Source organism: Yoonia sp. (genome assembly GCF_014859355.1).
GTDB lineage: Bacteria > Pseudomonadota > Alphaproteobacteria > Rhodobacterales > Rhodobacteraceae > Yoonia.
Genome location: NZ_JACUUJ010000001.1, coordinates 1 through 24,801, shown reverse-complemented (window position 1 = coordinate 24,801; position 24,801 = coordinate 1). Strand labels below are relative to the sequence as shown.

Sequence of the window (24,801 nt, the reverse complement as noted above, 5' to 3'; positions counted from 1 at the left end):
GCGAATTTGCCGCAAATTGGTTAACGCACTGTGATGATGCTTTTTGCTGCGATGCGGCAATTGTCTCTTGAATGAATAGCACTTTTCTGGCCTTTTCTGCGCAACAAAATTACGAGGAAGATTCGATGCAGGACCGCCCCTATCGTTCAGCCCTATATATTCCCGGTTCGAAGGACCGGGCGTTGGACAAGGCGCGCGACCTGCCTGTCGATGTGATTCTGTTTGATTTAGAGGATGCCGTCGCGCCCGACGCCAAGATCGCGGCGCGTGACACGCTTTATGCGGCCTTGGCGACGGGCGGTTATGGCCCGCGGCTAAAGATCGTGCGAATCAATGGGCTGGATACGCCGTGGGGCGTGGAAGACGCCGCCGCCGTCGCCGCGATGGCGTGTGACGGTGTGCTGCTGCCCAAGGTGAACGGCCCTGGCGATGTGGATGCGCTGGCCGGTTTGGTACCAGACCTGCCGATCTGGGCGATGATGGAAACGCCCCAGGGCATTCTGAACGCCGCCCAGATCGCCGCGCATCCGCGGATCGCGGGGTTTGTGTTGGGGACAAACGACCTTGCCAAGGATCTGAATTCGCGCGGCCGCGCGGCCCTGATGATGGCTTTGCAGCATTGTCTGCTGGCGGCCAAGGCAGCGCGGATCATCGCGCTTGATGGTGTTTATAACGCCTTCAAGGACGAAGACGGGTTGCGCGCCGAATGCGCCGAAGGCCGCGATATGGGGTTTGACGGCAAGACATTGATTCACCCTGCGCAGGTGGCGATTGCAAATGCCGCCTTTGGACCATCCGAAGATGAAATCGCCCTTGCCCGCCGCCAGATCACCGCCTTCGAGACAGCAGAGGCCGATGGGCAGGGCGTCGCCGTGGTCGATGGCCGCATCGTAGAAAACTTGCATATCGTGACCGCAAGGGCGACCTTGGCCAAAGCCGAAGCTATCGCCGCATTGGAGAGCGCATGACACTACTTATTCTTGGTCTGATCCTGTGGTCAGCCGTTCATTTCTGGAAACGACTGGCACCTGCGCATCGTGCGTCGATGGGTGAGCAAGGCAAGATGATCGTGACCATCGGGGCGATGGCCGGGCTGGTGCTAATGGTGCTGGGCTATCGCTGGGCCGACACGACATTCTATTGGGGCCGGACACCAGCGATGACGGGAATCAACAACCTGTTGATGTTGCTTGCGTTCTACCTGTTCGCTGCCAGCGGATCAAAGGCGCGGATCACCCAATATGTCCGCCACCCGCAACTGACCGCGGTCAAACTGTGGGCGGTTGGGCACCTGCTGGTGAACGGCGATACCGCATCTTTTGTGCTGTTTGGCGGTCTGCTGGTCTGGGCAGGGTCCGAGGTGGCGCTGATCAACCGCACAGAGCCACGCCAAACCCCGCCCCATATGGTGCCGATCCGCAAGGAAATCACCGCCATCGTGGCGACGATCGTTGCCTTTGGGGTGGTGTCTGTGGTGCACATCTGGCTTGGCTATAACCCGTTTGGATGATCCCATGAAAATCTACCGTATGTTGACCGAAGACGATACATCGGCGTTCTGCCACAAGGTGTCAGACGCGCTGTCAAAGGGGTGGGAGCTTTATGGCAACCCGACCTATGCCTTTGATCAGGCCAATGGCGTCATGCGCTGCGGGCAGGCCGTGACCAAAGACATCGACACGCCCTATTCCCCCGACATGAAGCTGGGCCGGCAATGACAAAAACCAACGCGGGCCGCTTTTTCGAGGACTACGCCGTTGGCGATGTGATCACCCATGCGGTGCCGCGCACCATTTCGGGCGGGGAACGGGCGCTTTACCATGCGCTTTATCCGGCGCGCACAGCGCTTTATTCATCAGACGAATTTGCGCGGTCTTGCGGTTTGCCTGCGTCGCCCGTCGATGATCTGATCACCTTTCATACGGTATTTGGCAAGACGGTGCCGGATATATCGCTGAACGCGGTGGCCAACCTGGGCTATGCCGACGGGCGCTGGCTGGCGCCTGTGTATCCGGGTGATACGCTGTCCAGCCAATCGCAGGTGATCGGGGTTAAGCAGAATTCAAACGGCAAATCCGGGGTTGTCTGGGTGCGCACCACGGGCCGCAATCAGCGGGGCGAGGATGTGTTGCGCTATGTCCGCTGGGTGATGGTGCGCAAACGTGGCGACGGCCCCGCACCCGAGCCAGTGATCCCAGTTCTGCCAGCGGTTGTGGCGGCGGGCGATCTGGTGGTGCCACAGGGGCTGCAATTTACTGATTATGACTTTGCGCAGGCGGGCGAATCGCATCGGTTGATCAATTACGGTGTGGGCGAGGTTATTGACCACGTGGATGGCGTGACGGTCGAAGAGGCCGAACATATGCTGGCAACCCGCCTGTGGCAAAACACCGCCAAGGTGCATTTTGACGCGACGCAGCGCGCGGATGGGAAACGGCTGATCTATGGCGGCCATGTCATTTCGCTGGCGCGGGCATTGTCGTTCAACGGGTTGGCCAATGCGCAGATGATCGTGGCGCTGAACGGTGGTGCCCATGCGAACCCCTGTTTCGCAGGCGATACGGTGCGCGCGTGGTCCGAGGTGCTGGATATGGCCGAAACAACCACACCGGGTGTCGGCGCGATCCGGCTACGGCTGGTGGCGACCAAAGGCGCGGCAGGTGTGTTGCGCGGTGATGACGGGAAATATCATCCCGATGTCCTGCTTGATCTGGACTATTGGGCGCTAATCCCGACTTAAAGCGTTTGGATTGTTTGTGATCACAGAAAAAAATTGCGTGATCACAAAGCGATAAAATTTGCATAATCGCGTCACTTTTTCACAGTTTGACCCTATTCCCCGGCGTGACTCTGGCGACGTAATGGTGCAGAAGGGGATATGGCGTGACCTGACAAGGCAGCCAAGCCAACGAAGGAAAGACACATGTCCGATGTGAACCGGGGCAATCGCCCACTTTCGCCGCATCTTACGATTTATCGCCCGCAACTGACCTCGATGACATCAATATTCGTGCGCCTCACGGGCAACGCCTTGCTGGTGGCCGCGCTGATGATCGTCTGGTGGTTCATTGCCGCAGCAACCGGGCCAGACGCCTTTGCCCGCGCCAATGGTTTCGTGACCAGCTGGTTCGGTGATCTGGTGATGTTCCTGTCGGTCTGGGCAGTCTGGTATCACATGTTCGGCGGTATCCGGCACCTGATCTGGGACAGTGGCCGGATGCTGGATGTCGAAAAATCCGAAAACGCGGGCATTGTGATGATTATCGCATCAGTTTTGTTCACCATTTTCACCGTTATCGTATTGTAGGGGGCAGATATGGCTTTTCTGACTGACCGTAAACGCGCCATTGGACTGGGCTCTGCAAAATCCGGCACGGCGCATCACTGGCACATGATGGTGACTTCCGTGGCGCTGGTGGGGCTTGTGCCGCTTTTCATCTTCACATTCGGCGCGATCCTCGGATCAAGCTATGCGGACGTGGTCGCCTATTACCAGCGCCCATTCCCCGCGATCGTGGCCATCCTGACCATGGGTATCGGGTTTTTGCATTTCAGCAAGGGTGTGCAAACCCTGATCGAGGATTACGTGCATGGTTTCGCCCGCAAGGCGCTGATCATCGGCATGATCTGCCTGTCCTATACTGCTGCTGCCGTTGCGATTTTCGCAATTGTGCGCATCGCCCTTTGATTTTTCGGAGCACCTGACACATGGCTGCATACGCATACGAAACCCATACCTATGACGCGATTGTCGTGGGGGCTGGCGGCGCCGGTCTGCGCGCCACGCTGGGGCTGGCCGAACAGGGGTTGCGCACCGCCTGTATTTCCAAAGTTTTTCCGACGCGGTCGCATACCGTTGCCGCACAGGGCGGCATTGCCGCATCCCTGTCGAACATGGGGCCGGACCACTGGCAGTGGCACATGTATGACACGGTCAAGGGGTCAGACTGGCTGGGCGATACCGACGCGATGGAATACCTCGCACGCGAAGCCCCCAAGGCGGTGTATGAACTGGAACACTACGGCGTGCCATTTTCGCGCACCGAAGAAGGCAAGATTTACCAGCGCCCGTTTGGCGGCCACACCACCGAATTCGGTGAAGGCCCGCCCGTGCAGCGCACCTGCGCCGCCGCCGACCGCACGGGTCACGCCATTCTGCACACGCTTTACGGGCAATCGCTCAAGCAAAAGGCAGAATTCTACATTGAATATTTCGCACTTGACCTGATCATGTCTGACGATGGCATCTGCCAGGGCGTCATCGCGTGGAAGCTCGACGATGGCACCATGCATGTGTTTAACGCGAAAACCGTTGTGCTGGCCACGGGCGGCTATGGCCGCGCCTATTTCAGCGCGACCTCGGCCCATACCTGCACCGGCGACGGTGGCGGCATGATTTCGCGGCAGGGTCTACCCTTGCAGGACATGGAATTCGTGCAATTCCACCCCACCGGCATTTATGGCGCAGGCTGCCTGATCACCGAAGGCGCGCGCGGCGAAGGCGGGTATCTGACCAACTCCGAAGGCGAACGTTTCATGGAACGTTACGCGCCGAATTACAAAGACCTCGCACCCCGTGACTATGTCAGTCGCTGCATGACGATGGAAATCCGCGAAGGCCGCGGTGTGGGTGCAAATGGCGACCACATCTACCTGAACCTAAACCACCTGCCCAAAGAGGCGCTGGCAGAACGCCTGCCCGGTATTTCCGAAAGCGCCAGGATTTTCTCGGGTGTGGATGTGACCAAGCAACCGATTCCAGTTCTGCCGACCGTGCACTACAACATGGGCGGTATACCGACGAATTATTTTGGCGAGGTTCTGAACCCCACCAAGAAAGACCCCAACGCCGTGGTGCCCGGTCTGATGGCCGTGGGCGAGGCAAGCTGCGCATCGGTCCACGGCGCGAACCGCCTTGGGTCAAACAGCCTGATCGACCTGGTCGTCTTTGGCCGCGCTGCTGCGATCCGTGCGGGTCAGGTAGTTGACCGTGACGCGCCAAATCCAACGCTGAACCAGAAATCTGTCGATGCTTGTTTCGACCGGTTCGACGGTCTGCGCCATGCCAAGGGGAACGTCCCCACCGCGGAACTGCGCCTTGAAATGCAAAAGGCGATGCAGGCCGATGCCGCTGTGTTCCGCACCGACAAGACGCTTGCCGAAGGGGTCAAGAAAATGACCACGATTGCGGGCAAAATGGATGATCTGCATGTGACAGACCGCAGCCTGATCTGGAACAGCGATCTGATGGAAACGCTGGAACTGACGAACCTGATGCCCAATGCGCTTGCCACGATCGTCGGGGCCGAAGCCCGCAAAGAAAGCCGCGGCGCCCACGCCCACGAAGATTACGCAACACGCGACGACGAAAACTGGCGCGTTCACACGATTGCCAATGTCACCGGCAACAAGGTCAAGCTGTCTTATCGCCCCGTGATCACAACACCACTGACGACCGAGGCACAGGGCGGGATCTCGGTCGACCGGATCGCGCCGCGTGCAAGGACGTTCTAATGCGCCGCGTGACCCTGATCATCGCAAGTCTAGCTGCCTTGGGCGCGTGTTCCGAACTGAGCGCCGAAGGCGACCGGATCGCGCGCGCCTCTGCTAAGGGTGTGGTGAACGGGGTTGTTGCAAACCAGTTTCCAGGCATGAATGTGGCACCGATCACTGATTGCATCATCGACAATGCTGCAATTAGCGAAGTATATATGATTGCGGAAGCAGCAGTAGTCGGGCCAACACCGGCGACATCGCAACTGATCCTGGATATCGCGCAACGGCCTGCGACGGTGGAATGTGCGGCCAACACAGCGTTAGACAGCGTCCTTCTGGGGGTGCGATAATGCGCTGGGTCTGTTTCGCACTGTTCAGTTTGTTTCTGGCGGGTTGCGCCAAAACGCCCCCCACCCCCGAAGAAGCCGCCGAGACCTGTGAAAAACGCGCACAGGCCGCACAGGCCCCCGAAGTCGGCGTCACGATCGGGGCCAGCAGCAGCGATGGCCCCTTTGCAAGCGCCAGTATCGGGCTTAGCGCCGATTTATTGCGTGGGCGTGATCCGATTGAAGTCTATCAAAGCTGCGTCATCAATTTAACGGGCCAATTGCCAATTCGCCCGCCGCGTTTGCGCGCTTTATAAGTTTTTCAGGGGTATTCACCCCCTATTGATGGAAGGAACATCAAGATGGTGCAACTCACACTTCCCAAGAACTCCCGCATGACAGTGGGAAAAACATGGCCCAAGCCCGAAGGGGCCAGCAATCTGCGCAAAGTGCAAATTTATCGCTGGAACCCGGATGATGGCAAAAACCCGCAACTCGACACCTATTTTGTCGATATGGATACCTGCGGGCCTATGGTTCTTGATGCGCTGATCAAGATCAAGAACGACATTGACCCGACACTAACGTTCCGCCGGTCCTGCCGTGAAGGCATCTGTGGATCCTGCGCAATGAACATCGACGGGATCAACACATTGGCCTGCATTTATGGCATGGATGAAATCAAGAGCGATATCAAAATCTATCCGCTGCCGCATATGCCCGTGGTCAAGGATCTGATCCCGGATCTGACCCATTTCTATGCGCAGCACGAATCAATCATGCCTTGGCTTGAAACCAAAACGAACCGCCCTGCAAAAGAATGGAAGCAGTCGATCGACGACCGCAAAAAACTGGATGGTCTCTATGAATGTGTGATGTGTGCATGTTGTTCGACCAGCTGCCCGTCGTATTGGTGGAACGGTGATCGCTACCTTGGGCCAGCCGCCTTGCTGCACGCCTACCGCTGGATCATCGACAGCAGAGATGAGGCGACAGGCGAACGGCTGGACGAATTGGAAGACCCGTTCAAGCTCTACCGCTGCCACACGATCATGAACTGCGCCAAGACCTGCCCCAAGGGGCTGAACCCGGCCAAGGCGATCGCGCACATCAAACAGATGATGGTTGAACGCACCGTCTGAATAATACTCAGGCAAAAGGCCCACCCCGGTGACGGCGGTGGGCCTTTTCCGGTCATTACCGGCCGCGGTCATCGGCGTCCCCGCCTGTGCCGCAATCGCATTGTCAGGCTTTAAGATTAACACTTCGTTATTATTGGCCCGAAAATATCCTGGGGGAGACCCGAAAGGGTCGGGGGCAAAGCCCCCTAAGTAAATTTCGCGAAATTTACGCTCTCCGGCGGGGATATCCAAGCTCGAAAGAAGCGCGGCAGCGGCAGTGAGCCGGATCACAAAACAGCCGAAGGCGCCACCCACCAGTTCATATGGGACACCTGGATGACCCTGGCGACATGACGCGCTGTCGCCATATCCTTGACCAACCCATAACAGGTAGCACCTGATCCAGACATACCTGCTGCTGCCACGCCGGGTTGTGCCTGCAGTTTGGCAATAGCGGCAGAAATATCCGGGGCAATGGCACGCGCCGGGCGCAATAGATCATTGCGCTGCCGGGCAAGCCACGCGCTGAAGCCGTCAAAATCAAGCCCCAGCGGCAGCGGTTCCATCGGGCTGCCGTTTTTTTGTTGCAAAGCCTTGAACACGGCCTGCGTTGGCACGGCCACGGGTGGGCGCACCAGCACCAAGGCACAAGGCGGCAATGGAGGGACCGCAGATAAAAGGTCTCCAACCCCGCTCATCCGAATCGGAGAGGGCGCGCGCAGACAGACCGGCAGATCAGCGCCCAGCGCAAGAACCTCTGGCATATCGGGCGAAAGCGGGCTTACGCCCCACAAATCAGCCAGCAGCGTCAAGGTCGCTGCCGCATCTGATGACCCACCACCAATTCCCGCTGCATGGGGCAGGTTTTTTTCAAGGTTCAAGAACGCCCCGCCCTTGACGCCGCGCGCTTGTTGCAGCGCCTTGGCTGCCCGCATCACAAGATTGCTGGCATCGGTTGGCACACCCATGGCGAATGGCCCTGTGACTTGCAGGCGTAGATCCGGCGCACTGGTTGCGCTCAGTCGATCCACCACGCCAGCAAAAACCACCAGACTGTCAAGTAAATGATAGCCGTCGTCGCGCTGCCCGGTGACGTGCAGCGTCAGGTTCACCTTGGCCGGTGCAGTGCCTTTAATCGTCGCCACGCGCCACTTGGACGGGGTCCATCCCCTCTTGTTTGCGGACGACATCAAGACCGCGTTCCAGCTTTGTGCGAATACGGTCTGCTTCGTCGGCATCAGGGCCAAACGAAAGGGCACGATGCCACTGGAAACGCGCCTCGGTCTTGCGGCCTACGGCCCAGTAGGCATCGCCAAGATGATCGTTGATGATCGGATCGACAGGTTCAAGCGACGCCGCAAGTTCCAGGTGGCCCACGGCTTCTTCATAGCGGCCCAGCTGGAACATTACCCAGCCAAGGCTGTCAATGATGGCGCCATTATCTGGCCGTGCGGCAGCGGCGGTTTCGATCATCGTCAATGCTTCGTCCAGCTTTTCATTCCGTTCGACCAAAGAATAGCCCAAATAATTCAGCACCTGTGGCTGGTTGGGCTGCAATTCAAGCGCGGCGCGAAAGTCGGACTCTGCGGCGGGCCAGTCATCGCGTTGATGGTGGGTGATCCCCCGCGCATAATGGACAAACCAGCGCGCCGGATTATTCGCGTCGTAAAGATCAAGCGCGCGGCTATAGGCGATAGCTGCATCATCGAAACGTTTCACCTGACGCAGGGTATCGCCCCGGGTTGCATGCACCAGGGGCATGTCGGGATAGCTGCGGGCCAGACCATCCAGCACTGCGATCGCCGCATCGTCGCGACCCGCCGCACGCAGCGCGCCCGCGCGCCCTAATTCGGCGGCATGAAAGGCAGGATCGTCGCGCGATACGCCCGCATAGGTCTGATTGGCCAGTTCATATTGCCCCAAATCGTCCAGCAGTCCGGCCGTCATCAGCACCGCATCGGTGTTGCCCGGGGCAAGATACATCGCAGCACGGGCATAAAGCAGCGTATAGGCATCGCTGGCATCCCCCGACAAGGCGCCTGCGATCACAAGGTAGATGTCCGCCATGCCTGCCGTCGGGCTGTCTACCGCGTCATAGGCCACAGCGACCCCGGCTTCCAAATCAGCGCGCAGCGCGGCCACCCCGGGATCGGGCTGACGGCCAAAGACCCCGTCAATGACGACGAGCGCATCGTCATTTCGGCCAAGTTGGCTGAGAATCTGCGCATGGGCGATGGCGCTGCGGCGGTTGTATCGGAAGGCACGGGTAAACGATGTGCGGAACACGCCTTCGGCGCCTTCGAAGTCCCCCGCAATGGCCAAAGCATAGGCTTTGTGGGTCAACCCGTAAATTTGCATACCATCGGTATCGATGACCTGATCAAACGCGGCCAGCGCCTTGGTCATCTGGCCCTTGCCCATATGCGCCCAACCCTGTGCCAAACCGTCAACCAAAGGACCGACACTCCGGTTCTGTTCCAATGCGTCAAATACAGCAGCCCAGTCGCCGTTTTTCACAGCGGCAAGGCTGAGTATCAGATTGGCGATCTGGCTATCGTATCCATAATCGACAATCGTCTGGGCAATCGGAACCGCCATATCGGCTTGTCCCAGCGCAAGATAAGACGTCATCGCATTTTCCAGCAAAGCCGCGTTGCCAGGGTCAGACATCAGCCCCTTTGTGAAATAGCGCGCACCGCGCCCAAAATCATTTGTGACCCCCGCATGGCGGCCAGCCAGATAAGACCCTGCATCAATGCTGCCTGCGGACCCAATACTGGGGGTGAAAAGACACGCAATCAGCGCGGCGGAAATGGATCTTTTTAACACGATAATGCACATCCCGATGTAACGTTGGATACAGCCTAGTGATTGCCGCGCTGTCTTGCAAATCACTCATGCCGGGGGTGGCGAAATGTTGCAGGGCTACCCGTCAAGGAACGGCTGGTTGGTCTGGCAATGACGCCGGAACGCGCGCTTGAGTAGGTCCAGTTCGGCGCGCAGCAAATCGACCTCGGCGCGGATGTCGCCGGCCAATGCCTCGCCGGCCAAAATCACAAAACTGGCCAGTGGCCTGCCATCTTCATCGCTGATCAGAAAGGTTTGCACCCCCTCGCTGATCAGGCCGGGCGGGACGGGAAACGCAACTCGCCACAATCCGGCCTTTGCATCGTGAGTGAAAGTAATGCCGTCAACCGCAACGCCCTGATGGGTGACGTGCAAAACAGGATGATCCGGGCCAGTGCCGGTCAGTTCACCGTGCCAGACGCCCGCGTGAAATCGCGTTTGTTTCAGCGTCGGTGCAGTCATGAACAGGCCTTTCCGGGGTGTCAAAACGCAGCGCGTAGATGGCGACAGAGGGTAAAATCACGAATCGTGATAAGATTTAACTTTGGTTTTTCGAAAATCAGGTCAATCCAGATTTTCTCAACCCGCGCGATTTGGATCTGGTCGTTGACCAAATCGAATGTAAGGGGGGCGTCCGGCTGGTCCAGCATCAGGGTTTTGATGTCTTGATCCGTATTTGGCCCGTTTTTGATATTCAGCCTTGCATAGGCGATCAGCGGAAATTCTGCCGTAATCAAGGTCGACAGGCTGAAGAGGTGGCGTTTGCGCAGCCCTTCGCAAGCGGCCGGCGGCAGATCGACAGCCAATGACAAAAAGTTGCCTTCAAAGTTGAACACCTCAATCGCAATGCCAAAGGGGGCAAGATCGCTTTTGCTGGTATTGCGGATCTGACGCAGGGCGATTTCGCGCGCGGGGCAATCATGAAAAACCGTCAACCCCTCGCACAGCGCGACCCTGTCAGAAAAACCCGCAGACCCTGGGGCCGGCAATCCCAAGCGCCACGCGTCCGGCCGCCACGCCCAATCGGTGCCTGTCGGCCGGGGAAAGCTGTCTGACCCGATCACGGGCAACGTCAGCCGGGTATCGGCAATCGCAGAAAATTCTTGCAATGCCCCACGCAATTGACGGGCCTGCCGCCGCTGGGCGCGCAAAACGGGCAAATCGGTCTGCATCGCGCCCCGTGCCGCTGCTGACCAGCGCGCCAAGGCGCGTCGGTGCAAAAATCTTGCGAAAGATCCGTTAAGGTATCCCGCCATATCTGAAGTCACGCCTTGTCAGCGGCGTCATTGACCGTCGTCAACAGAGACTTGACCATCATGTTCAACAGCCACGCGCCCGTGCCATCTGTCAGCGGCGCAGATTCGGGCCCGCGCACGGCAACCGTAACCAGCCTGCCATTCATATTAAGGAATGCGCGCCATTCTTCGGACTGCAATCCGGTCAAAGGCGGCGGGCCGATATCGTTGAAGTGAACGCTGACCACGCGCCCTGACACCTGTGACCCGACCACGGTGATCGTGTCGCCATTGCCCGTCGCACTTAGCAATTTGGCTCCGGCATCAGATACCAGCAGATCACGCAGACCGGATTCTTCGCCGTAAGCGATTCCGCTGTTGGGCGGACCAACCTGCACGGTCGCCACGCCGATCACCGATGGCAATGCGCCCTCTTCACTTAAGGACGCACAGGCCGCAATCACTGCAAATCCGTCAGCTGCGCGGCCGGCAGACGGGTCCACGCAATACCCTGCGGGCGGAGTCACCACAATTTCCCCGCCAAGCAGTGCAATTGACTGCACTGGCGGGGCAGAAAGACAGGCTGTCACGGCCAGTAAGGCCAGCCCTGCGCAGCCATAGCGCCACATGCCGGTTACAGATCCATATAGATGTGCTTTTCAGCCTTGGCACCGGGGTGTGTGACAGCACCCAGCCGGGTGGATCCGACCAGCTGCGCGTATTTCCACAGCGCGCCGGATGCATAGATCGTTTCACGCGGGCCTTTCCAGTTTGCCTTGCGGGCGGCCAGCACATCATCTGTCAAATCAACGGACAATTCGCCAGTGATAGCGTTGATAGTGATCATGTCACCATCTTCCAACAGTGCAATCGGCCCGCCGTGCGCGGCCTCTGGCCCCACGTGACCGACACAGAAACCACGGGTCGCCCCCGAAAAACGGCCATCTGTGATCAGGGCGACCTTTTTGCCCATCCCCTGCCCCGACAGTGCGGCGGTAGTGGACAGCATTTCGCGCATACCGGGGCCACCTGCGGGGCCTTCGTTGCGGATGACCAGGACTTCGCCTTCTTTATATTGGCGCGCCTTTACGGACTCGAACGCGTCTTCTTCACATTCGAACACACGGGCCGGGCCGGTGAAGACCTGTTCGTCTTCGCCCATGCCCGCCACTTTGACGATCGCGCCATCAGGGGCAAGGTTGCCTTTCAACCCGACAACACCGCCGGTTTTGGTGATCGGGGTTTCGACAGGATAGATCACCTTGCTGTCGGCTTCGCCTTTGATCATGTCAAGTTCTTCGCCAATCACGCGGCCCGATGCTGTCATGCAGTCTTCATGGATCAGACCGGCCTTGCGCAACTCCTTCAGCACGACTGGCACGCCGCCAGCTTCGTAGAGGTCTTTGGCCACATACTGACCACCCGGTTTCAGATCGACGAAATAGGGCGTGTCGCGGAAGATGTCGCAGACATCGAAGAGGTCGAAATCAATCCCCGCCTCTGCGGCGATGGCGGGCAGGTGCAGCCCGGCATTGGTGGACCCACCGGTGCAGGCCACAACGCGGGCCGCGTTTTCCAGCGATTTGCGTGTGACGATATCGCGGGCGCGGATGTTTCTTTCGATCAGATGCATCACCGCTTCGCCAGATGCCTCGCCATATTGGTCGCGGCTTTCATATGGGGCGGGTGCGCCGGATGAATTCATCAGCGCAAGGCCGATCGCCTCGGATACGCAGGCCATGGTGTTGGCGGTGAACTGGCCACCGCAGGCCCCGGCGGACGGGCAGGCCACCCGTTCAAGGATTTCCAGTTCGGCGTCAGACATGTTGCCAGCTTGGTGCTGGCCCACCGCCTCGAACACATCCTGCACAGTCACGTCCCTGTCGTTTAGCCGGCCCGGCAGTATCGACCCGCCATACATGAACACAGACGGCACGTTCAGGCGCACCATCGCCATCATCATGCCGGGCAGGGATTTGTCGCAACCGGCAAGCCCCACCAGCGCGTCATAGCAATGGCCGCGCATTGTCAATTCAACCGTGTCGGCAATCGCTTCACGCGAGGCGAGCGAGGACCGCATCCCTTCGTGGCCCATCGCGATGCCGTCGGTGACGGTGATCGTGGTGAATTCGCGCGGCGTGCCGTTGGCCGCCTTGACGCCCAGCTTCACCGCCTGCGCCTGTCGGTTCAGCGAAATATTGCAAGGCGCGGCCTCGTTCCAGCAGGTCGCGACACCGACAAAAGGTTGCGCGATGTCATCTTCGTCCAACCCCATCGCATAGAAATACGACCGGTGCGGCGCGCGGCTTGGCCCTTCGGTCACGTGGCGGCTGGGTAGATTCGTTTTGTCGGCCTTGCCTTTGAGCATCTTCATTTCTCCCGGAAACTGTTGCAGACGGTCTAATTCCAAGGCCGGACTGACACAAGCCGGAACTGCGCTTGCACCCGCCGATCCGGCCGGCATAGGGTCCGGCATGTCACGCGACCCTTACACCGCTCATGCCGATTTCATCCGGCCTGCTACTGCCTGCACCGACATGCGGCGCGTGTTGGTCATGGTTGCCGGATTTGAACTGGCGTTCTGGTTTGCCCCGGTCATCGTTGGCCTGTTGCTACCTGAACCGCTTCGCAACGGGTATGTGGAAGGCACCAGTGCTTTTGCGACATTGTTACAGTTTGGCACCTTCGGCATCACAGCGTTGATTTTCGTGCGCATGTTGCAGCGGGTGCATGGCAGGGGGTTCTGGTCACTGATCGGCCCGCCCGAACCGGCCATGACATCCGTATGGCGCGTGACATTGGCCGTTGGCGCAGTCTTGCTTGCGCTGGAAATCCTGCCGCCATGGATCGCCTTTGCCGAACTGGCCGAGGTGCGCAGCCTGCTGCGCTGGGTGGCATTCCTGCCATTGGCGCTGGTGGTTCTGGTGATCCAGGTCACGACCGAGGAAATCTATTTTCGCGGCTATCTGCAACAACAACTGGCGGTCAGGTCATCATCGCGCATCTTGTGGATGGGGCTGCCGTCGCTTATCTTTGGTCTGTCCCATTATTATAACGGCATCGGCCCTGCGGATTCGACGCTTTACGTGATCTGGGCCACCGCACTTGGGCTGGCCTGCGCTGATCTGACGGCACGCAGCGGCAATCTGGGGGCCGCAATCGGGCTGCATCTGGCCAATAACGCCTTTGCCCTGCTGCTGGTCGGGATCGCGGGGTGGCCAGCCAGCGGGCTGGCGCTTTTCCTCTACCCCGCCTTTGACCCGGCTGATTATGACTATAGCCTGCGCGCATTGGCGACCCTTGGGGGCGTTTTGGAAATTCTGTCGTCTGTGGCGATGGTCTTTGTGCTGTGGCTGGCGGCGCGCATCGCGATCAGGCGCTGATTGCATTTCATGGCATTGCGGCATATCTCTCTGGCGTCACCGTCAGAAGGCACCCCATGAACTGGATCACCAACTACGTCCGCCCCACGATCAATTCGCTGTTTTCGCGCCGCGAAGTGCCCGACAACCTGTGGACCAAATGCACCGAATGCGGCACCATGCTGTTCCATCGGGAATTGGCAGACAATCTGAACGTTTGCACCAATTGCGACCACCATATGCCGATCGGTGCCCGCGACCGGCTGAAATCCATCTTTGATGGCGGGCTGTTCACCGAAGTCGCCGTGCCCGAACCCGTAGCAGACCCGCTGCATTTCCGCGACCAAAAGAAATACACCGACCGGATCAAGGAAGCCCGCAAAAAAACCGGCGAAAAAGACGCGATGGTCATCGCCGAGGGCGATATCGGGCGCACGCCGGTCGTGGTCGCTGTGCAGGACTTTTCCTTTATGGGCGGGTCGATGTCGATGTTTGTGGGCAACGCCATTGTCGCCGCCGCCGAACGCGCCATTGCGCTGGGGCGTCCGCTGATCCTGTTTTCCGCCGCCGGTGGCGCACGCATGCAAGAGGGCATTCTGGGCCTGATGCAGATGCCACGCACCACCATCGCCGTGCAAATGCTGAAAGAGGCGGGCTTGCCCTATATCGTGGTGCTGACGCATCCGACCACCGGGGGCGTCACAGCGTCTTACGCGATGTTGGGCGATGTGCAGATTGCCGAACCCAATGCGCTGATCGGCTTTGCCGGTGCGCGGGTCATCGAACAGACCATCGGTGAAAAGCTGCCCGAAGGGTTTCAGCGCGCGGAATACCTGCTGGATCACGGGATGCTGGACCGTGTGACCAAGCGCACCGATCTGAAAGATGAACTGGTCACCATCGTGCGGATGCTGATGAAACTTGATCCACCGATCAAAGGCGATCTGCCCGCCCCCGAAATCAAATCCGAAGCCACCGAAGAAATCGAAGCGGCGGATGATGCCAAGTGAACGCCGGGTCTGACGTCATCCTTGCGCGGATGATGGCCCTGCACCCCAAGGTCATCGACCTGACGCTGGATCGGGTCTGGCGGCTGCTGGATACCGTGGGCAACCCCCAGGACCAACTACCGCCGGTCATTCATATCGCGGGCACGAACGGCAAGGGATCGACGCAGGCGATGATCCGCGCCGGTCTGGAACAGTCGGGCGCGCAGGTTCACGCCTATACATCCCCGCATCTGGCGCGGTTTCATGAACGCATCAGGTTGGCGGGCGATCTGATCACCGAAGCCGCGCTGACGCAGGTCTTGGACCGCTGCTATGCCGCCAATGGCACCGGCAGCATCACTTATTTTGAAATTACCACCGTCGCCGCACTGCTGGCCTTTGCCGAAACACCAGCCGATTACACCCTGCTTGAAGTCGGTCTTGGCGGGCGGTTGGACGCGACCAATGTGATCAGCGATCCGGTGGCAACGGTGATCACGCCTGTGGACCTTGACCATCAGTCGTTCCTTGGTGACACGCTGGCAGCCATCGCAGGCGAAAAGGCGGGGATCATCAAACGCGGTGTGCCTTGTATCGTCGGCCCGCAACATGAACCAGCGATGGATGTGATCGAAGGCGTTGCCGCGCGGCTTGGTGCGCCGCTGCTGGCCTATGGTCAGCACTGGCACGTCAGCACCGAACGCGACCGGCTGATCTATCAGGATGAACGCGGCCTGCTGGATTTGCCCCTGCCCGCGTTGCGCGGCCCGCACCAGATCATGAATGCGGGCGCCGCAATCGCAACGCTGCGCCTGCTGGGCAAGAACGACGCCGCCTGCGAGGCCGCCGTGACCACCCCCTATTGGCCAGCAAGGATGGAACGGCTAACCAACGGCGCATTGGTTGATCTGGCGCATCCGGCAGAGCTGTGGCTGGATGGCGGGCATAACCCTGCGGCAGGTCTGGCACTGGCCGCGACGCTAAAGATGCTCTTACCTCGCCCGACGCATCTGATTTGCGGGATGCTGAACACCAAGGATATCGCAGGCTATCTTGCGCCGCTGGCGGCAGTGGCCGACAGCCTGACCGCGCTATCCATCCCCGGCGAGGCAAACACGGTTCCTGCCGCCGACACCGCCAGCTTTGCGGCAAAGGTCGGGCTGACCGCGACCACGGCTGACAATGTGCAGGATGCGATTGCAGCAATCTCAAAGCGCAACCCGAACGCGCGGATCCTGATCTGCGGTTCGCTTTATCTGGCGGGGCATGTGATGCGGGAAAACGGCGCATGATCCGGGGGCTGCTGGTCGGTCTGACGCTATCCAATCCGGCGCATGCCGCGGATTTCTGGTTCTGCTGGATCGGTGCGAACGATTACACAATGACCGGGGAAATGGCCATCCCTGATGCCGCCCTTTCGAAACCCGTCATCACTGCGACGGATGTGACGCATTTCAAGATAACGGGTTACCACGCCGGACAATTTCTGGGCACATGGGACATCGCAACGCGCACGCCTGATGACACATGGGTGCTGAATTTCGATCCTGCGACACGCAGTTTTATGCCCGGTGACGCGCCCGGCTATGGCTATACCCAAGGCTGGAACGCCGACGGCACAGCCGCGGATTGCGGCGCGGGCGAATTCGGCTTTAATTCTGGAAATTATGCACAGGATTTCTGCATCGATGGCGTCTGGATCGAAGAAAGCGGTGTGCCCCCGAACACTCTGTTTCTGGTCAGCACGGTGCCTGTCGATCCGCTTTGCCGGATCATGGCGCCGCTTGGCTGAATGCGCATCGGTTTCCCGAACACCGAAAATGGCCGTTACGGCCTATTGTCATTTGCCCGCCCCTGCACGCATCACTTTCTACATAAGGAACCTTGCGTCGCAGATAAGATACGTCGGGCATAGCTCAAAAGCCGGATCGCTTCGGCACAGGCGGTGGCGCCCCTCACGGAACCATGACATCGGCCATGGCAAAAACAGTGATACGATGATCAGATAGATAGCAGATCACGCCAGCGGTCAGCGTAGGATCTGAGCGCTGCAGACCTATCATGCTGCAGCACGGGTTCGGGTGCAGGAAGGTGACGCCACCGCGCCACCGATTGCCATGCACACAACCCAGGTTCCCGTCGCAACCACCCAAAACGGCACAGCCTGTGCCCAAAGATGCAGGAAATAGGGTGCTGGGTTGATCTGCAAGGCGACGCGGCCCGCAGTTAGCCCGTATCGGGCGGCGCGGTTGTCGCGCGCAGCTGCAAAGCCACATCCATCTTGCAGCGTATGATCTGCTGTCCATCGACAGCTGCCACCTGATCGACAAGATACCGCGCCGCCTGCGCACCAATCTCATGGGCCGGAATTTGCACTGTGGACAAAGCAGGATACAGATGGGCAGAGCCTGCAAAATCACCGATGCCCATAATCGACAAATCCTGCGGAATGCGCAGGCCCAGTTCCATCGCGGCAGAAATTGCGCCTTGGGCGATAATATCATTGCCGCAGATCAGGCCGGTCAGCGATTCACCGCGCGCAAGAAGATCAAGGCAGGCGGTTTTTGAATTGGCAATACTGTAAAGTGATTGCACCACCCATGCCTCCGGTATCGCGATGCCTGCATCCTCGATCGCTGTTTTGACAGCCTGCAACCGGCCTCGGGCCCTGTCGTTTTCGACCGTCGGCGGAAAGATAAATCCGATCCGGCGATGACCCAGCGCCAGCAGATGCGCAGCCGCAAGCCGCCCCGCTTCGCGTTGGTCAGCACCGATGCATGAGATCGGCGAAGTGTCACAATAGCTCCATGCTGCAACAAGCGGAACATCCTGAGATGCAAGAAGCTGATAGGTATCCGCGCTATGATCCAGCCCGATCAGCGCGATCCCGTCAACACGGTGTTCAAGCAGCTTACGCAAGACCTGATATTCGACGTTCAGGTCATAGCCATGGGTCGCCAGCAACAGTGTGAACCCCAGCTCAGAGGCGGCGTCATTGAACGACTGAACCAGTTCGGCAAAAATTGAATAGTTCACGGTCGGCACAACCAGACCCACCGTCGCACTGCGCCTGCCATGCATGGTCTGGGCCGCGCGATTTCGGATATAGCCGGTTTTTCGAATCGCCCGTTCGACTTTTTTTCGTGTTGTCGGATTGACCAGATCAGGGTGATTCATCACGCGCGACACGGTTGCCGCAGACACCCCTGCCACCTTTGCAACTGTTGATATATCGACCCTATATGATTGTTTTTTCATTATAAAATTAGGCATTCCCGCAATTTTATGAAAACGTTTGCAATACTGTTTTCATATCTTAGGCTATAATTCGCGATCAATGTCAAAGGTGTTTTGGATGTCGTTTTCTGCCACTGTCAGCCCTGTCGATCATCTGGTGATGCATGCCCGTGCGGCACAAGCCGATTTCGAAACAAACGGAAGTCAAGCGCGCTATGACCGCGCAGCACAAGCAGCGGCCTGGGCGATCATGGAGCCCGCGCGCAACCGTATGCTGGCCGAACGCGCCGTGCAAACCACAGGCCTTGGCAATGCGCCCGACAAGGTGACCAAGAACCATCGCAAGACACTGGGGCTGATGCGCGACATCGCTGCGGCGCAAACCTACGGGGTGTTGTCGGATGATCCAGCCACAGGGATCACGGAAATTGCGCGCCCCTTGGGCGTAATCGGGGCGGTAGTTCCATCGACCAATCCTGCTGCAACACCCGCCAACAATATCATCAATGCGCTGAAATGCGGCAATGCCATCATCGTATCGCCATCCCCCAAGGGGGTCGACTGTTGCCAGATGTTGATTGCCTTCATCCATGCCGAATTCGACAAGATCGGCGAAGACAAGCGGCTGGTGCAAATGGTCCCTCCGCCGGGGACCAAGGCCGATACGCAACGTTTGTTGGAACTGGCGGATCTGGCCGTTGTTACCGGTAGTCAGGACAATGTGCGCCGCGCCTATTCCAGCGGCACACCGGCGATCGGTGTTGGCGCGGGCAATGTTATCGTGATTGTGGATGAAACCGCCGACCTGGCGACAGCAGCCGCCAAAATCGCGGCATCCAAGACATTTGACAATGCCACCTCCTGTTCGTCCGAAAACGCAGTGGTGGTTGTGGATGCCGTCTACGACGCCTTTGTCGCGGCGATGGCAGCAGAGGGTGGCGCACTGGTGGGGGCGGCACAGGCAGAAGGCATCATCGCCAAGCTTTGGCCTGACGGACATCTGAACCGCGATGTGATTGCCAAGGATGCCGATGTGCTGCTCGGCAAGCTGGGCCTTGCGGATGCGGTGCCAGCGGCAACAAGGTTCATTGCTGTCGAAACCACAGGGATCGGGCCAGATCATCCGCTGTCCGGCGAAAAGCTGAGCCGCGTTTTGGCGCTTTTCCGTGCAAAGAACTATGACGACGCTGTCAGCATCAGCAAACAGGTTCTGACCTTTCAGGGGGCGGGCCATTCCATAGGCATACATACGTCAGATCCCGACCGCCCGGTGGCGCTGGGGCATCAGATGCCGACCTGCCGTGTCATCGTCAATCAGGCACATACATTTGCAACAGGGGGATCTTTCGAAAACGGTTTGCCTTTCTCTTTGTCGATGGGATGCGGCAGTTGGGGCGGTAACTCAATCGACGAAAACCTGCATTGGCGGCATTTCATGCAACGCACCAAAGTGGTCCGTCCGATCCCGGCGCGCGAACCCAGCATCGCGGATATTTTTGGAACCTATTGGGCAGAGGCCGGAAGATGAGCGCCGTCTTTGCACAGCCCCCGACCGGAACGGTTCGCAGCTGGCTTGATGACCGCGCGAATGAACACGGTGATGCGATCAGCCATTGCTTTCTGGAAGAAAAGCCGCTGACGTGGGCGATGCTGCGCGCCCAGGCGGCGGATCTTGCGGGCAGGCTCAGCGGCATGGGGCTGGGCAAGGGTGATAGCATTGCGCTGATGTTGCCCAACAGCCGGCAGGGTGTCTTGTGCCTTTTTGCCGTGCTTTATGGCGGGTTCCGCGCTGCGATCATCAATCTGGTCGCCGGGGCAGAGGCGATGGGTTATGCGCTGTCGCATTCTGACGCGGTTGTTGTGCTGGTCGGGCAGGATCAGGTTGATCTGCTGGATGCTGCTGCGGCAGCGCATCCTGTCAAGGCGCGGCGGATCTGTGTCGGTGCGGATATTCTGTTTCCCGACGGCGCGGTCGCCGCACCGCTTTGCGATCTCTTGGCGCAGGATGATGCGGTGTTGATGTATACGTCGGGCACAACCGGGCGGCCAAAAGGCGTGCTGCATACCCACGCCAGCCTTTTGGCGGGCGGCTGGACCACAGCGATTGCGCATGAACTATCCCCATCGGACCGCGCCTTGTGTGTTTTACCGATCTATCACATCAATGGGCTTTGCGTGACGATTATGGCGCCACTGGTTTCAGCCGGTTCGGTCATGGTTTGCGCAAAATTTTCGGCCAGCCGTTTCTGGGCCATTTGCGCGGAACAGAAAATCACATGGTTCTCGGTTGTACCGACAATCATTTCGCATCTGCTTCATGGCAAAAAAGACCCCGATGCCGCGACATGCGCGCGGATCAGGTTTGGCCGGTCTGCATCGTCTCCCTTGGCGGTTGAAACACAGAACGCATTTGAAACCCGCTTTGGCATTCCGATTGTTGAAACAATGGGACTAACGGAAACCGCAGCACAGATTCTGTCAAACCCGCTCCCGCCCGGACGCCGAAAGATCGGGTCGCCCGGTGTGGCCTATGGGAACGAGGTGGCAATTTTGGGTGATGACTTGGCGCCCTTGCCCCCCGACACCGAAGGCGAAATTGCAGTCCGGGGACCAAATGTCATGCGCGAATACTATAAAAACCCCGAAGCAACAGAGGCCACTTTCACGCCCGCCGGATGGTTGCGCACCGGCGACCTGGGGACGATGGACGCGGAAGGTTATGTTTTCGTAACCGGACGCCTGAAAGAACTGATTATCAAGGGCGGCGAGAATATTGCACCGCGCGAAGTGGACGAGGCGCTTTATGCCCACCCCGATGTCGTCGAAGCCGCTGCCTTTGCCCGCCCCTGCAAGAGCTATGGTGAACGGGTCGAGGCAGCGGTCAAATTGCGCGACGGCGCAACCGTGATGCAGAACGATCTGATCGCTCTTTGCCAGCAAAGGCTTGGTAAATTCAAATGCCCTGATGTGGTGCACATCCTGGATGATCTGCCCAAAGGACCATCAGGCAAGATCCAACGACTAAGGCTGGCAGAAATGACGGCCTAGATAATGCGGCAAACTTCTTGGAGGAGAAGGACGCCGCATAACAACAAGCCCGGCAAAGCGATGTCGTGATGCCGGATGACATGTAACTGGGAGGAAAACATGACAAATCTGATAAAAAATGCGACACTCAGCGCGACCATGCTTTGCAGTGCAGTGGTCTTTGGCAGTGCTGCCCTGGCGCAGCAATATCCAGACCGCCCGATTGAATTGATCGTCACCTTCGGTCCGGGTGGTGGCGCCGATCTGATGGGTCGCACCATGGCCCAGCTGATCGAGGGACAGTTGGGCGTGCCTGTTCCCGTGTCCAACGTCGGGGGTGCATCGGGGAATGCAGGGTTGACACAACTGCGCACCAATCCCGCTGACGGCTATACCATGGGAACCCTGATCTCTCTGACAGTGGCGTCATGGGCGTCTGATCTGGGGGATCACAAGCCCGAAGATTTTGAAGTGATCGCGGTCGTCCAAAGTTCACCTTCATTCCTGTTTGTTCCCGCAAACAGTGACCATCAGACAGCCGAAGCCCTTTATGACTATGCCCGCGCCAATCCCGGGGCCATTACGGTGGCCACCTCGGGGTATGGCACGCAGGATGATATTACGATCAAACTGCTGGCAAAGGCCGGTGTTGCGATGGAAAATGTCCCGTTTCAGGCGCCTGCTGAACGCTATGCATCGCCCATCAGCGGTTTCACATCAGCGATATATGAAGAACCGGGCGATGTTGCGCAGTTTGTGCGCGCCGGTCAGCTGAAACCCGTCGTCGTGTTCGATGCAAAACGCCACCCCGAATTCCCCGATGTTCCGACCTCGGCCGAACTGGGGATCGATATTTCAGGATTGGATAACTACCGCACGATAGCGGTGGCTGCCGGCACCCCGCCCGAAATTGTCGCCAAGCTGTCCGAAGCTGTCGCAGCCGCAACGGCATCGGATGAATGGAACGCGTTCTGCACCAGCACCTATTCCTGCATCACGCCGGTCACCGGCGCGGCGGCACAGGCCATGGTTCGCGACTTCCGCGATTTGATTGCGGAACAACTGGCCAACTGACGACAGGAGGCGTGACCAATGGCGTCTGCAAATCAAAAAGGCCAATGTGGTCGGATGTCACAAGCCCGGGGGATAATCCCCCCCGGGCTTGTGCGGCTGGCGCCAACGCTTTTGCCGCTGATGCTTTTTATCATGGCGTTTGTTTTGCCAGATCACATGTTTTCGCGCGAACAAAGCACCACGCGGATCGGCCTTGGCCCTGCGTCATGGCCGAACGCCATGTTGCTGGGTCTGGCATTTTTTGCAGCACTCTGGGTGCTGCGTGATATCTGGGCGCTGGGTGCAGAATACCGCAAGCCAAGCCTGTCAATGCCCGTTGAAGACAGCCACTATCATTTCGGCAAGGCCATTGTCGGTCTTGTCATGATCTTGGCCTATGGCTGGATGCTGCCGGTCATCGGGTTTGCATTGGACACGGCCCTTTTTATCACGATCTGGTGCCTTTTTGCAGGGTTGCGCAAACTGACGGTGGTTCTTCCTGTCGCACTGATCGGAACGATTGCCCTTTTGTGGCTGTTCATGGGCCTTGCGCTGATGCCACTGCCAAGGGGTGTCGGCGGCTTTGGCGACTTCAGTATATGGTTGCTGCGTGCGACCGGCATCTACTAGCAAATAGGAAATAAGATGGCTGCGTTTGAACTACTCGGCGGCGGCTTCCTTGCTGCGTTCGAATTCTGGGCGTTCATGACCATACTGACAGGGCTGCTTGTCGGGGTGGTGGCGGGTGCATTGCCAGGAATTTCCTTTGTAAACGCGATGGCCATGGCCTTGCCGTTCACTTATGTGATGGAACCGACACAATCGATGCTATTTCTGGGCGGGATCTATGTGGGCGGGGTTTTTGGTGGGTCGATCTCGGCCATCCTGATCAATGTGCCCGGCACGCCCGCATCTTTGCCTGCGACATGGGACGGATACCCCATGACAAAACGCGGCGAGGCAAAACGCGCATTGACGATTGCAGTGACCGCCTCTGCGTGTGGCGGACTGGTCAGCGCACTGGTGCTGGCGTTTTTGTCTGCGCCTTTCGCCAGCTTTGCCCTCAAATTTGCCCAACCTGAATTTTTCGCGGCCACTCTGCTGGGTCTTGTTAGCGTGATTGTCATCGCCAAGGACCAACCGGTGATCACCATGGTGTCGTTGCTGTTGGGGATCGTCATCGGCACGGTGGGGATTGACCCACTTTACGGACAGGCCCGGTTCAGTTTCGGTATCCCCGAAATGGAAAGCGGGATCCGCTTTGTCGTGGTAATGATCGGGCTTTTTGCCATCGGTGAGGTGGTGGACCTGCTGGCCACCGATCGCGACCTTCGGCCCAAGAAGATTGCTGGCAAAGCCATTGGCGCAAAATTCCGCGATATTCTGAACGTCAAAGGGGCAATTGCCCGGGGCACAGGCCTTGGCTGTATCATCGGCATGATCCCGGGGGCCGGGGCCACACCGGGCGCTGTCATTGCTTACGGCATTGAAAAACAGGTATCCAATCGTGGCAAGGATTTCGGCACCGGTATCGAGGAAGGTCTTGCAGCCCCCGAAGCGGCCAAAAACGCAACGACAGGCGCTGCGATGATCCCGCTTTTGACACTGGGCATTCCGGGCAGTGCGGCGACAGCGATCATGCTGGCCGCGATGATGCTGCACGGGGTCAGTCCCGGACCGCTTTTGTTCATTATGGACCCGACGATGGTTTATACGATTTTCGCAGCGATGATCATCGCCAATATCCTGATGATCTTTGCCGGGTTCGGCGTGGCCCAGTTGTTCGCAACGCTGATGCGGACCCCGCCTGCCATTCTTGCCTCTTTTATCATTGTGTTAAGCGTGGTTGGGGCCTACGGGGTGCGCAACAACATATTTGATGTTTATGTCTGCCTTGCGTTCGGTGTGCTGGGCTGGGGAATGAAGCGGATCGGGTTTCCCACAGCGCCTTTGGTGCTCGGTGTTATCCTCGGCCCGCTGGCTGAACGGTATTTCCTGACCTCGATGGCGACGTCAAAACAGGACTGGACGATATTTTTCACCCGTCCGATCAGTGCGACGATTTTGGGGCTGGCGTTGGTGTTCGTTCTTTGGTCCCTGGCACCCGG

26 protein-coding genes are annotated in these 24,801 nt (G+C 58.6%); 19 read left to right on the top strand and 7 right to left on the bottom strand.

Annotation, left to right across the window (positions count from 1 at the left end; translation table 11 throughout):
• The first annotated feature begins 125 nt into the window (after positions 1-125).
• The 10 genes from IBX59_RS00130 (at position 126) to IBX59_RS00085 (ending at position 6,964) form a co-directional block, all read left to right on the top strand.
• Complete coding sequence (locus IBX59_RS00130; RefSeq protein WP_296371495.1) at positions 126-968, top strand: CoA ester lyase; 843 nt, start codon at positions 126-128, stop codon at positions 966-968.
• The gene (locus IBX59_RS00125) at positions 965-1,510 is read left to right on the top strand and encodes an NnrU family protein (RefSeq protein ID WP_296371104.1); all 546 of its coding nucleotides are present in this window, start codon (positions 965-967) and stop codon (positions 1,508-1,510) included. Before IBX59_RS00130 ends, IBX59_RS00125 begins: the two co-directional genes overlap by 4 nt.
• A gap of 4 nt (positions 1,511-1,514) precedes the next feature.
• Positions 1,515-1,718 (top strand): DUF1737 domain-containing protein, encoded by a 204-nt coding sequence (locus IBX59_RS00120; RefSeq protein WP_296371102.1) that lies wholly within the window; start codon positions 1,515-1,517, stop codon positions 1,716-1,718.
• Positions 1,715-2,740, top strand: a complete 1,026-nt coding sequence (locus tag IBX59_RS00115) for a MaoC family dehydratase (RefSeq protein WP_296371100.1) — start codon at positions 1,715-1,717, stop codon at positions 2,738-2,740. The genes IBX59_RS00120 and IBX59_RS00115 overlap by 4 nt, the downstream gene beginning before the upstream one ends.
• A gap of 183 nt (positions 2,741-2,923) precedes the next feature.
• Entirely contained in the window at positions 2,924-3,307 is a 384-nt protein-coding gene (sdhC, locus tag IBX59_RS00110) for a succinate dehydrogenase, cytochrome b556 subunit (RefSeq protein WP_296371098.1), read from the top strand.
• Positions 3,308-3,316: 9 nt separating this feature from the next.
• Positions 3,317-3,688 (top strand): succinate dehydrogenase, hydrophobic membrane anchor protein, encoded by a 372-nt coding sequence (sdhD, locus tag IBX59_RS00105; RefSeq protein ID WP_296371096.1) that lies wholly within the window; start codon positions 3,317-3,319, stop codon positions 3,686-3,688.
• Positions 3,689-3,708: 20 nt separating this feature from the next.
• Entirely contained in the window at positions 3,709-5,514 is a 1,806-nt protein-coding gene (gene sdhA, locus IBX59_RS00100) for a succinate dehydrogenase flavoprotein subunit (protein WP_296371094.1), read from the top strand.
• Entirely contained in the window at positions 5,514-5,846 is a 333-nt protein-coding gene (locus tag IBX59_RS00095; RefSeq protein WP_296371092.1) for a succinate dehydrogenase, read from the top strand. The genes sdhA and IBX59_RS00095 overlap by 1 nt, the downstream gene beginning before the upstream one ends.
• Positions 5,846-6,139 carry a hypothetical protein gene (locus IBX59_RS00090; protein ID WP_296371089.1) on the top strand — a complete coding sequence of 98 codons (294 nt, stop codon included), beginning with the start codon at positions 5,846-5,848 and terminating at the stop codon, positions 6,137-6,139. Before IBX59_RS00095 ends, IBX59_RS00090 begins: the two co-directional genes overlap by 1 nt.
• A 45-nt stretch (positions 6,140-6,184) precedes the next feature.
• Complete coding sequence (locus IBX59_RS00085) at positions 6,185-6,964, top strand: succinate dehydrogenase iron-sulfur subunit (RefSeq protein WP_296371087.1); 780 nt, start codon at positions 6,185-6,187, stop codon at positions 6,962-6,964.
• A 266-nt stretch (positions 6,965-7,230) separates the two neighbouring features.
• On the opposite strand, the gene IBX59_RS00080 is transcribed toward IBX59_RS00085, so the two are convergent.
• The 6 genes from IBX59_RS00080 to ilvD all read right to left on the bottom strand — a co-directional run bounded on the left by IBX59_RS00080 (position 7,231) and on the right by ilvD (position 13,393).
• Positions 7,231-8,088 (bottom strand): 4-(cytidine 5'-diphospho)-2-C-methyl-D-erythritol kinase, encoded by an 858-nt coding sequence (locus tag IBX59_RS00080; protein ID WP_296371086.1) that lies wholly within the window; start codon positions 8,086-8,088, stop codon positions 7,231-7,233.
• Positions 8,075-9,613 carry a tetratricopeptide repeat protein gene (locus IBX59_RS00075; protein WP_296371083.1) on the bottom strand — a complete coding sequence of 513 codons (1,539 nt, stop codon included), beginning with the start codon at positions 9,611-9,613 and terminating at the stop codon, positions 8,075-8,077. Before IBX59_RS00075 ends, IBX59_RS00080 begins: the two co-directional genes overlap by 14 nt.
• Before the next feature lie 255 nt (positions 9,614-9,868).
• Positions 9,869-10,252, bottom strand: coding sequence for a hypothetical protein (locus IBX59_RS00070; RefSeq protein ID WP_296371081.1), 384 nt, complete (start codon positions 10,250-10,252; stop codon positions 9,869-9,871).
• Positions 10,253-10,272: 20 nt separating this feature from the next.
• On the bottom strand, positions 10,273-11,046 hold the full coding sequence (locus IBX59_RS00065) for a DUF6478 family protein (RefSeq protein WP_296371079.1): 774 nt from the start codon (positions 11,044-11,046) through the stop codon (positions 10,273-10,275).
• Between the two features lie 8 nt (positions 11,047-11,054).
• On the bottom strand, positions 11,055-11,654 hold the full coding sequence (locus IBX59_RS00060; protein ID WP_296371077.1) for a dihydroxy-acid dehydratase: 600 nt from the start codon (positions 11,652-11,654) through the stop codon (positions 11,055-11,057).
• Between the two features lie 5 nt (positions 11,655-11,659).
• Entirely contained in the window at positions 11,660-13,393 is a 1,734-nt protein-coding gene (ilvD, locus tag IBX59_RS00055; protein ID WP_296371493.1) for a dihydroxy-acid dehydratase, read from the bottom strand.
• 106 nt (positions 13,394-13,499) lie between these two features.
• On the opposite strand from ilvD, the gene IBX59_RS00050 reads away from it, so the two are divergent.
• Genes IBX59_RS00050 through IBX59_RS00035 form a run of 4 tightly spaced genes read left to right on the top strand, consistent with a single transcriptional unit; the run spans position 13,500 to position 17,168 of the window.
• The gene (locus IBX59_RS00050; protein ID WP_296371075.1) at positions 13,500-14,408 is read left to right on the top strand and encodes a CPBP family intramembrane glutamic endopeptidase; all 909 of its coding nucleotides are present in this window, start codon (positions 13,500-13,502) and stop codon (positions 14,406-14,408) included.
• Positions 14,409-14,464: 56 nt separating this feature from the next.
• Positions 14,465-15,397, top strand: a complete 933-nt coding sequence (accD, locus tag IBX59_RS00045) for an acetyl-CoA carboxylase, carboxyltransferase subunit beta (protein WP_296371072.1) — start codon at positions 14,465-14,467, stop codon at positions 15,395-15,397.
• 29 nt (positions 15,398-15,426) lie between these two features.
• Positions 15,427-16,668, top strand: coding sequence for a folylpolyglutamate synthase/dihydrofolate synthase family protein (locus IBX59_RS00040; RefSeq protein WP_296371491.1), 1,242 nt, complete (start codon positions 15,427-15,429; stop codon positions 16,666-16,668).
• Positions 16,665-17,168, top strand: a complete 504-nt coding sequence (locus tag IBX59_RS00035; RefSeq protein WP_296371070.1) for a hypothetical protein — start codon at positions 16,665-16,667, stop codon at positions 17,166-17,168. The genes IBX59_RS00040 and IBX59_RS00035 overlap by 4 nt, the downstream gene beginning before the upstream one ends.
• Positions 17,169-17,602: 434 nt before the next feature.
• On the opposite strand, the gene IBX59_RS00030 is transcribed toward IBX59_RS00035, so the two are convergent.
• Positions 17,603-18,634, bottom strand: a complete 1,032-nt coding sequence (locus tag IBX59_RS00030) for a LacI family DNA-binding transcriptional regulator (protein WP_296371068.1) — start codon at positions 18,632-18,634, stop codon at positions 17,603-17,605.
• A 97-nt stretch (positions 18,635-18,731) separates the two neighbouring features.
• On the opposite strand from IBX59_RS00030, the gene IBX59_RS00025 reads away from it, so the two are divergent.
• From IBX59_RS00025 to IBX59_RS00005, 5 genes are all read left to right on the top strand, one after another.
• Positions 18,732-20,141 (top strand): aldehyde dehydrogenase family protein, encoded by a 1,410-nt coding sequence (locus IBX59_RS00025; RefSeq protein ID WP_296371067.1) that lies wholly within the window; start codon positions 18,732-18,734, stop codon positions 20,139-20,141.
• A complete protein-coding gene (locus IBX59_RS00020) occupies positions 20,138-21,661 on the top strand; it encodes an AMP-binding protein (RefSeq protein ID WP_296371066.1) in 1,524 nt (507 codons plus the stop codon). The genes IBX59_RS00025 and IBX59_RS00020 overlap by 4 nt, the downstream gene beginning before the upstream one ends.
• Positions 21,662-21,760: 99 nt before the next feature.
• Entirely contained in the window at positions 21,761-22,714 is a 954-nt protein-coding gene (locus tag IBX59_RS00015) for a tripartite tricarboxylate transporter substrate binding protein (RefSeq protein WP_296371065.1), read from the top strand.
• A 54-nt stretch (positions 22,715-22,768) separates the two neighbouring features.
• Positions 22,769-23,323: a tripartite tricarboxylate transporter TctB family protein gene (locus tag IBX59_RS00010; RefSeq protein WP_296371064.1), complete on the top strand. Its 555-nt coding sequence runs from the start codon at positions 22,769-22,771 to the stop codon at positions 23,321-23,323.
• 15 nt (positions 23,324-23,338) lie between these two features.
• Positions 23,339-24,801, top strand: a 1,463-nt coding sequence (locus IBX59_RS00005; protein ID WP_296371063.1) for a tripartite tricarboxylate transporter permease, incomplete at its 3' end; no start/stop codon positions are given.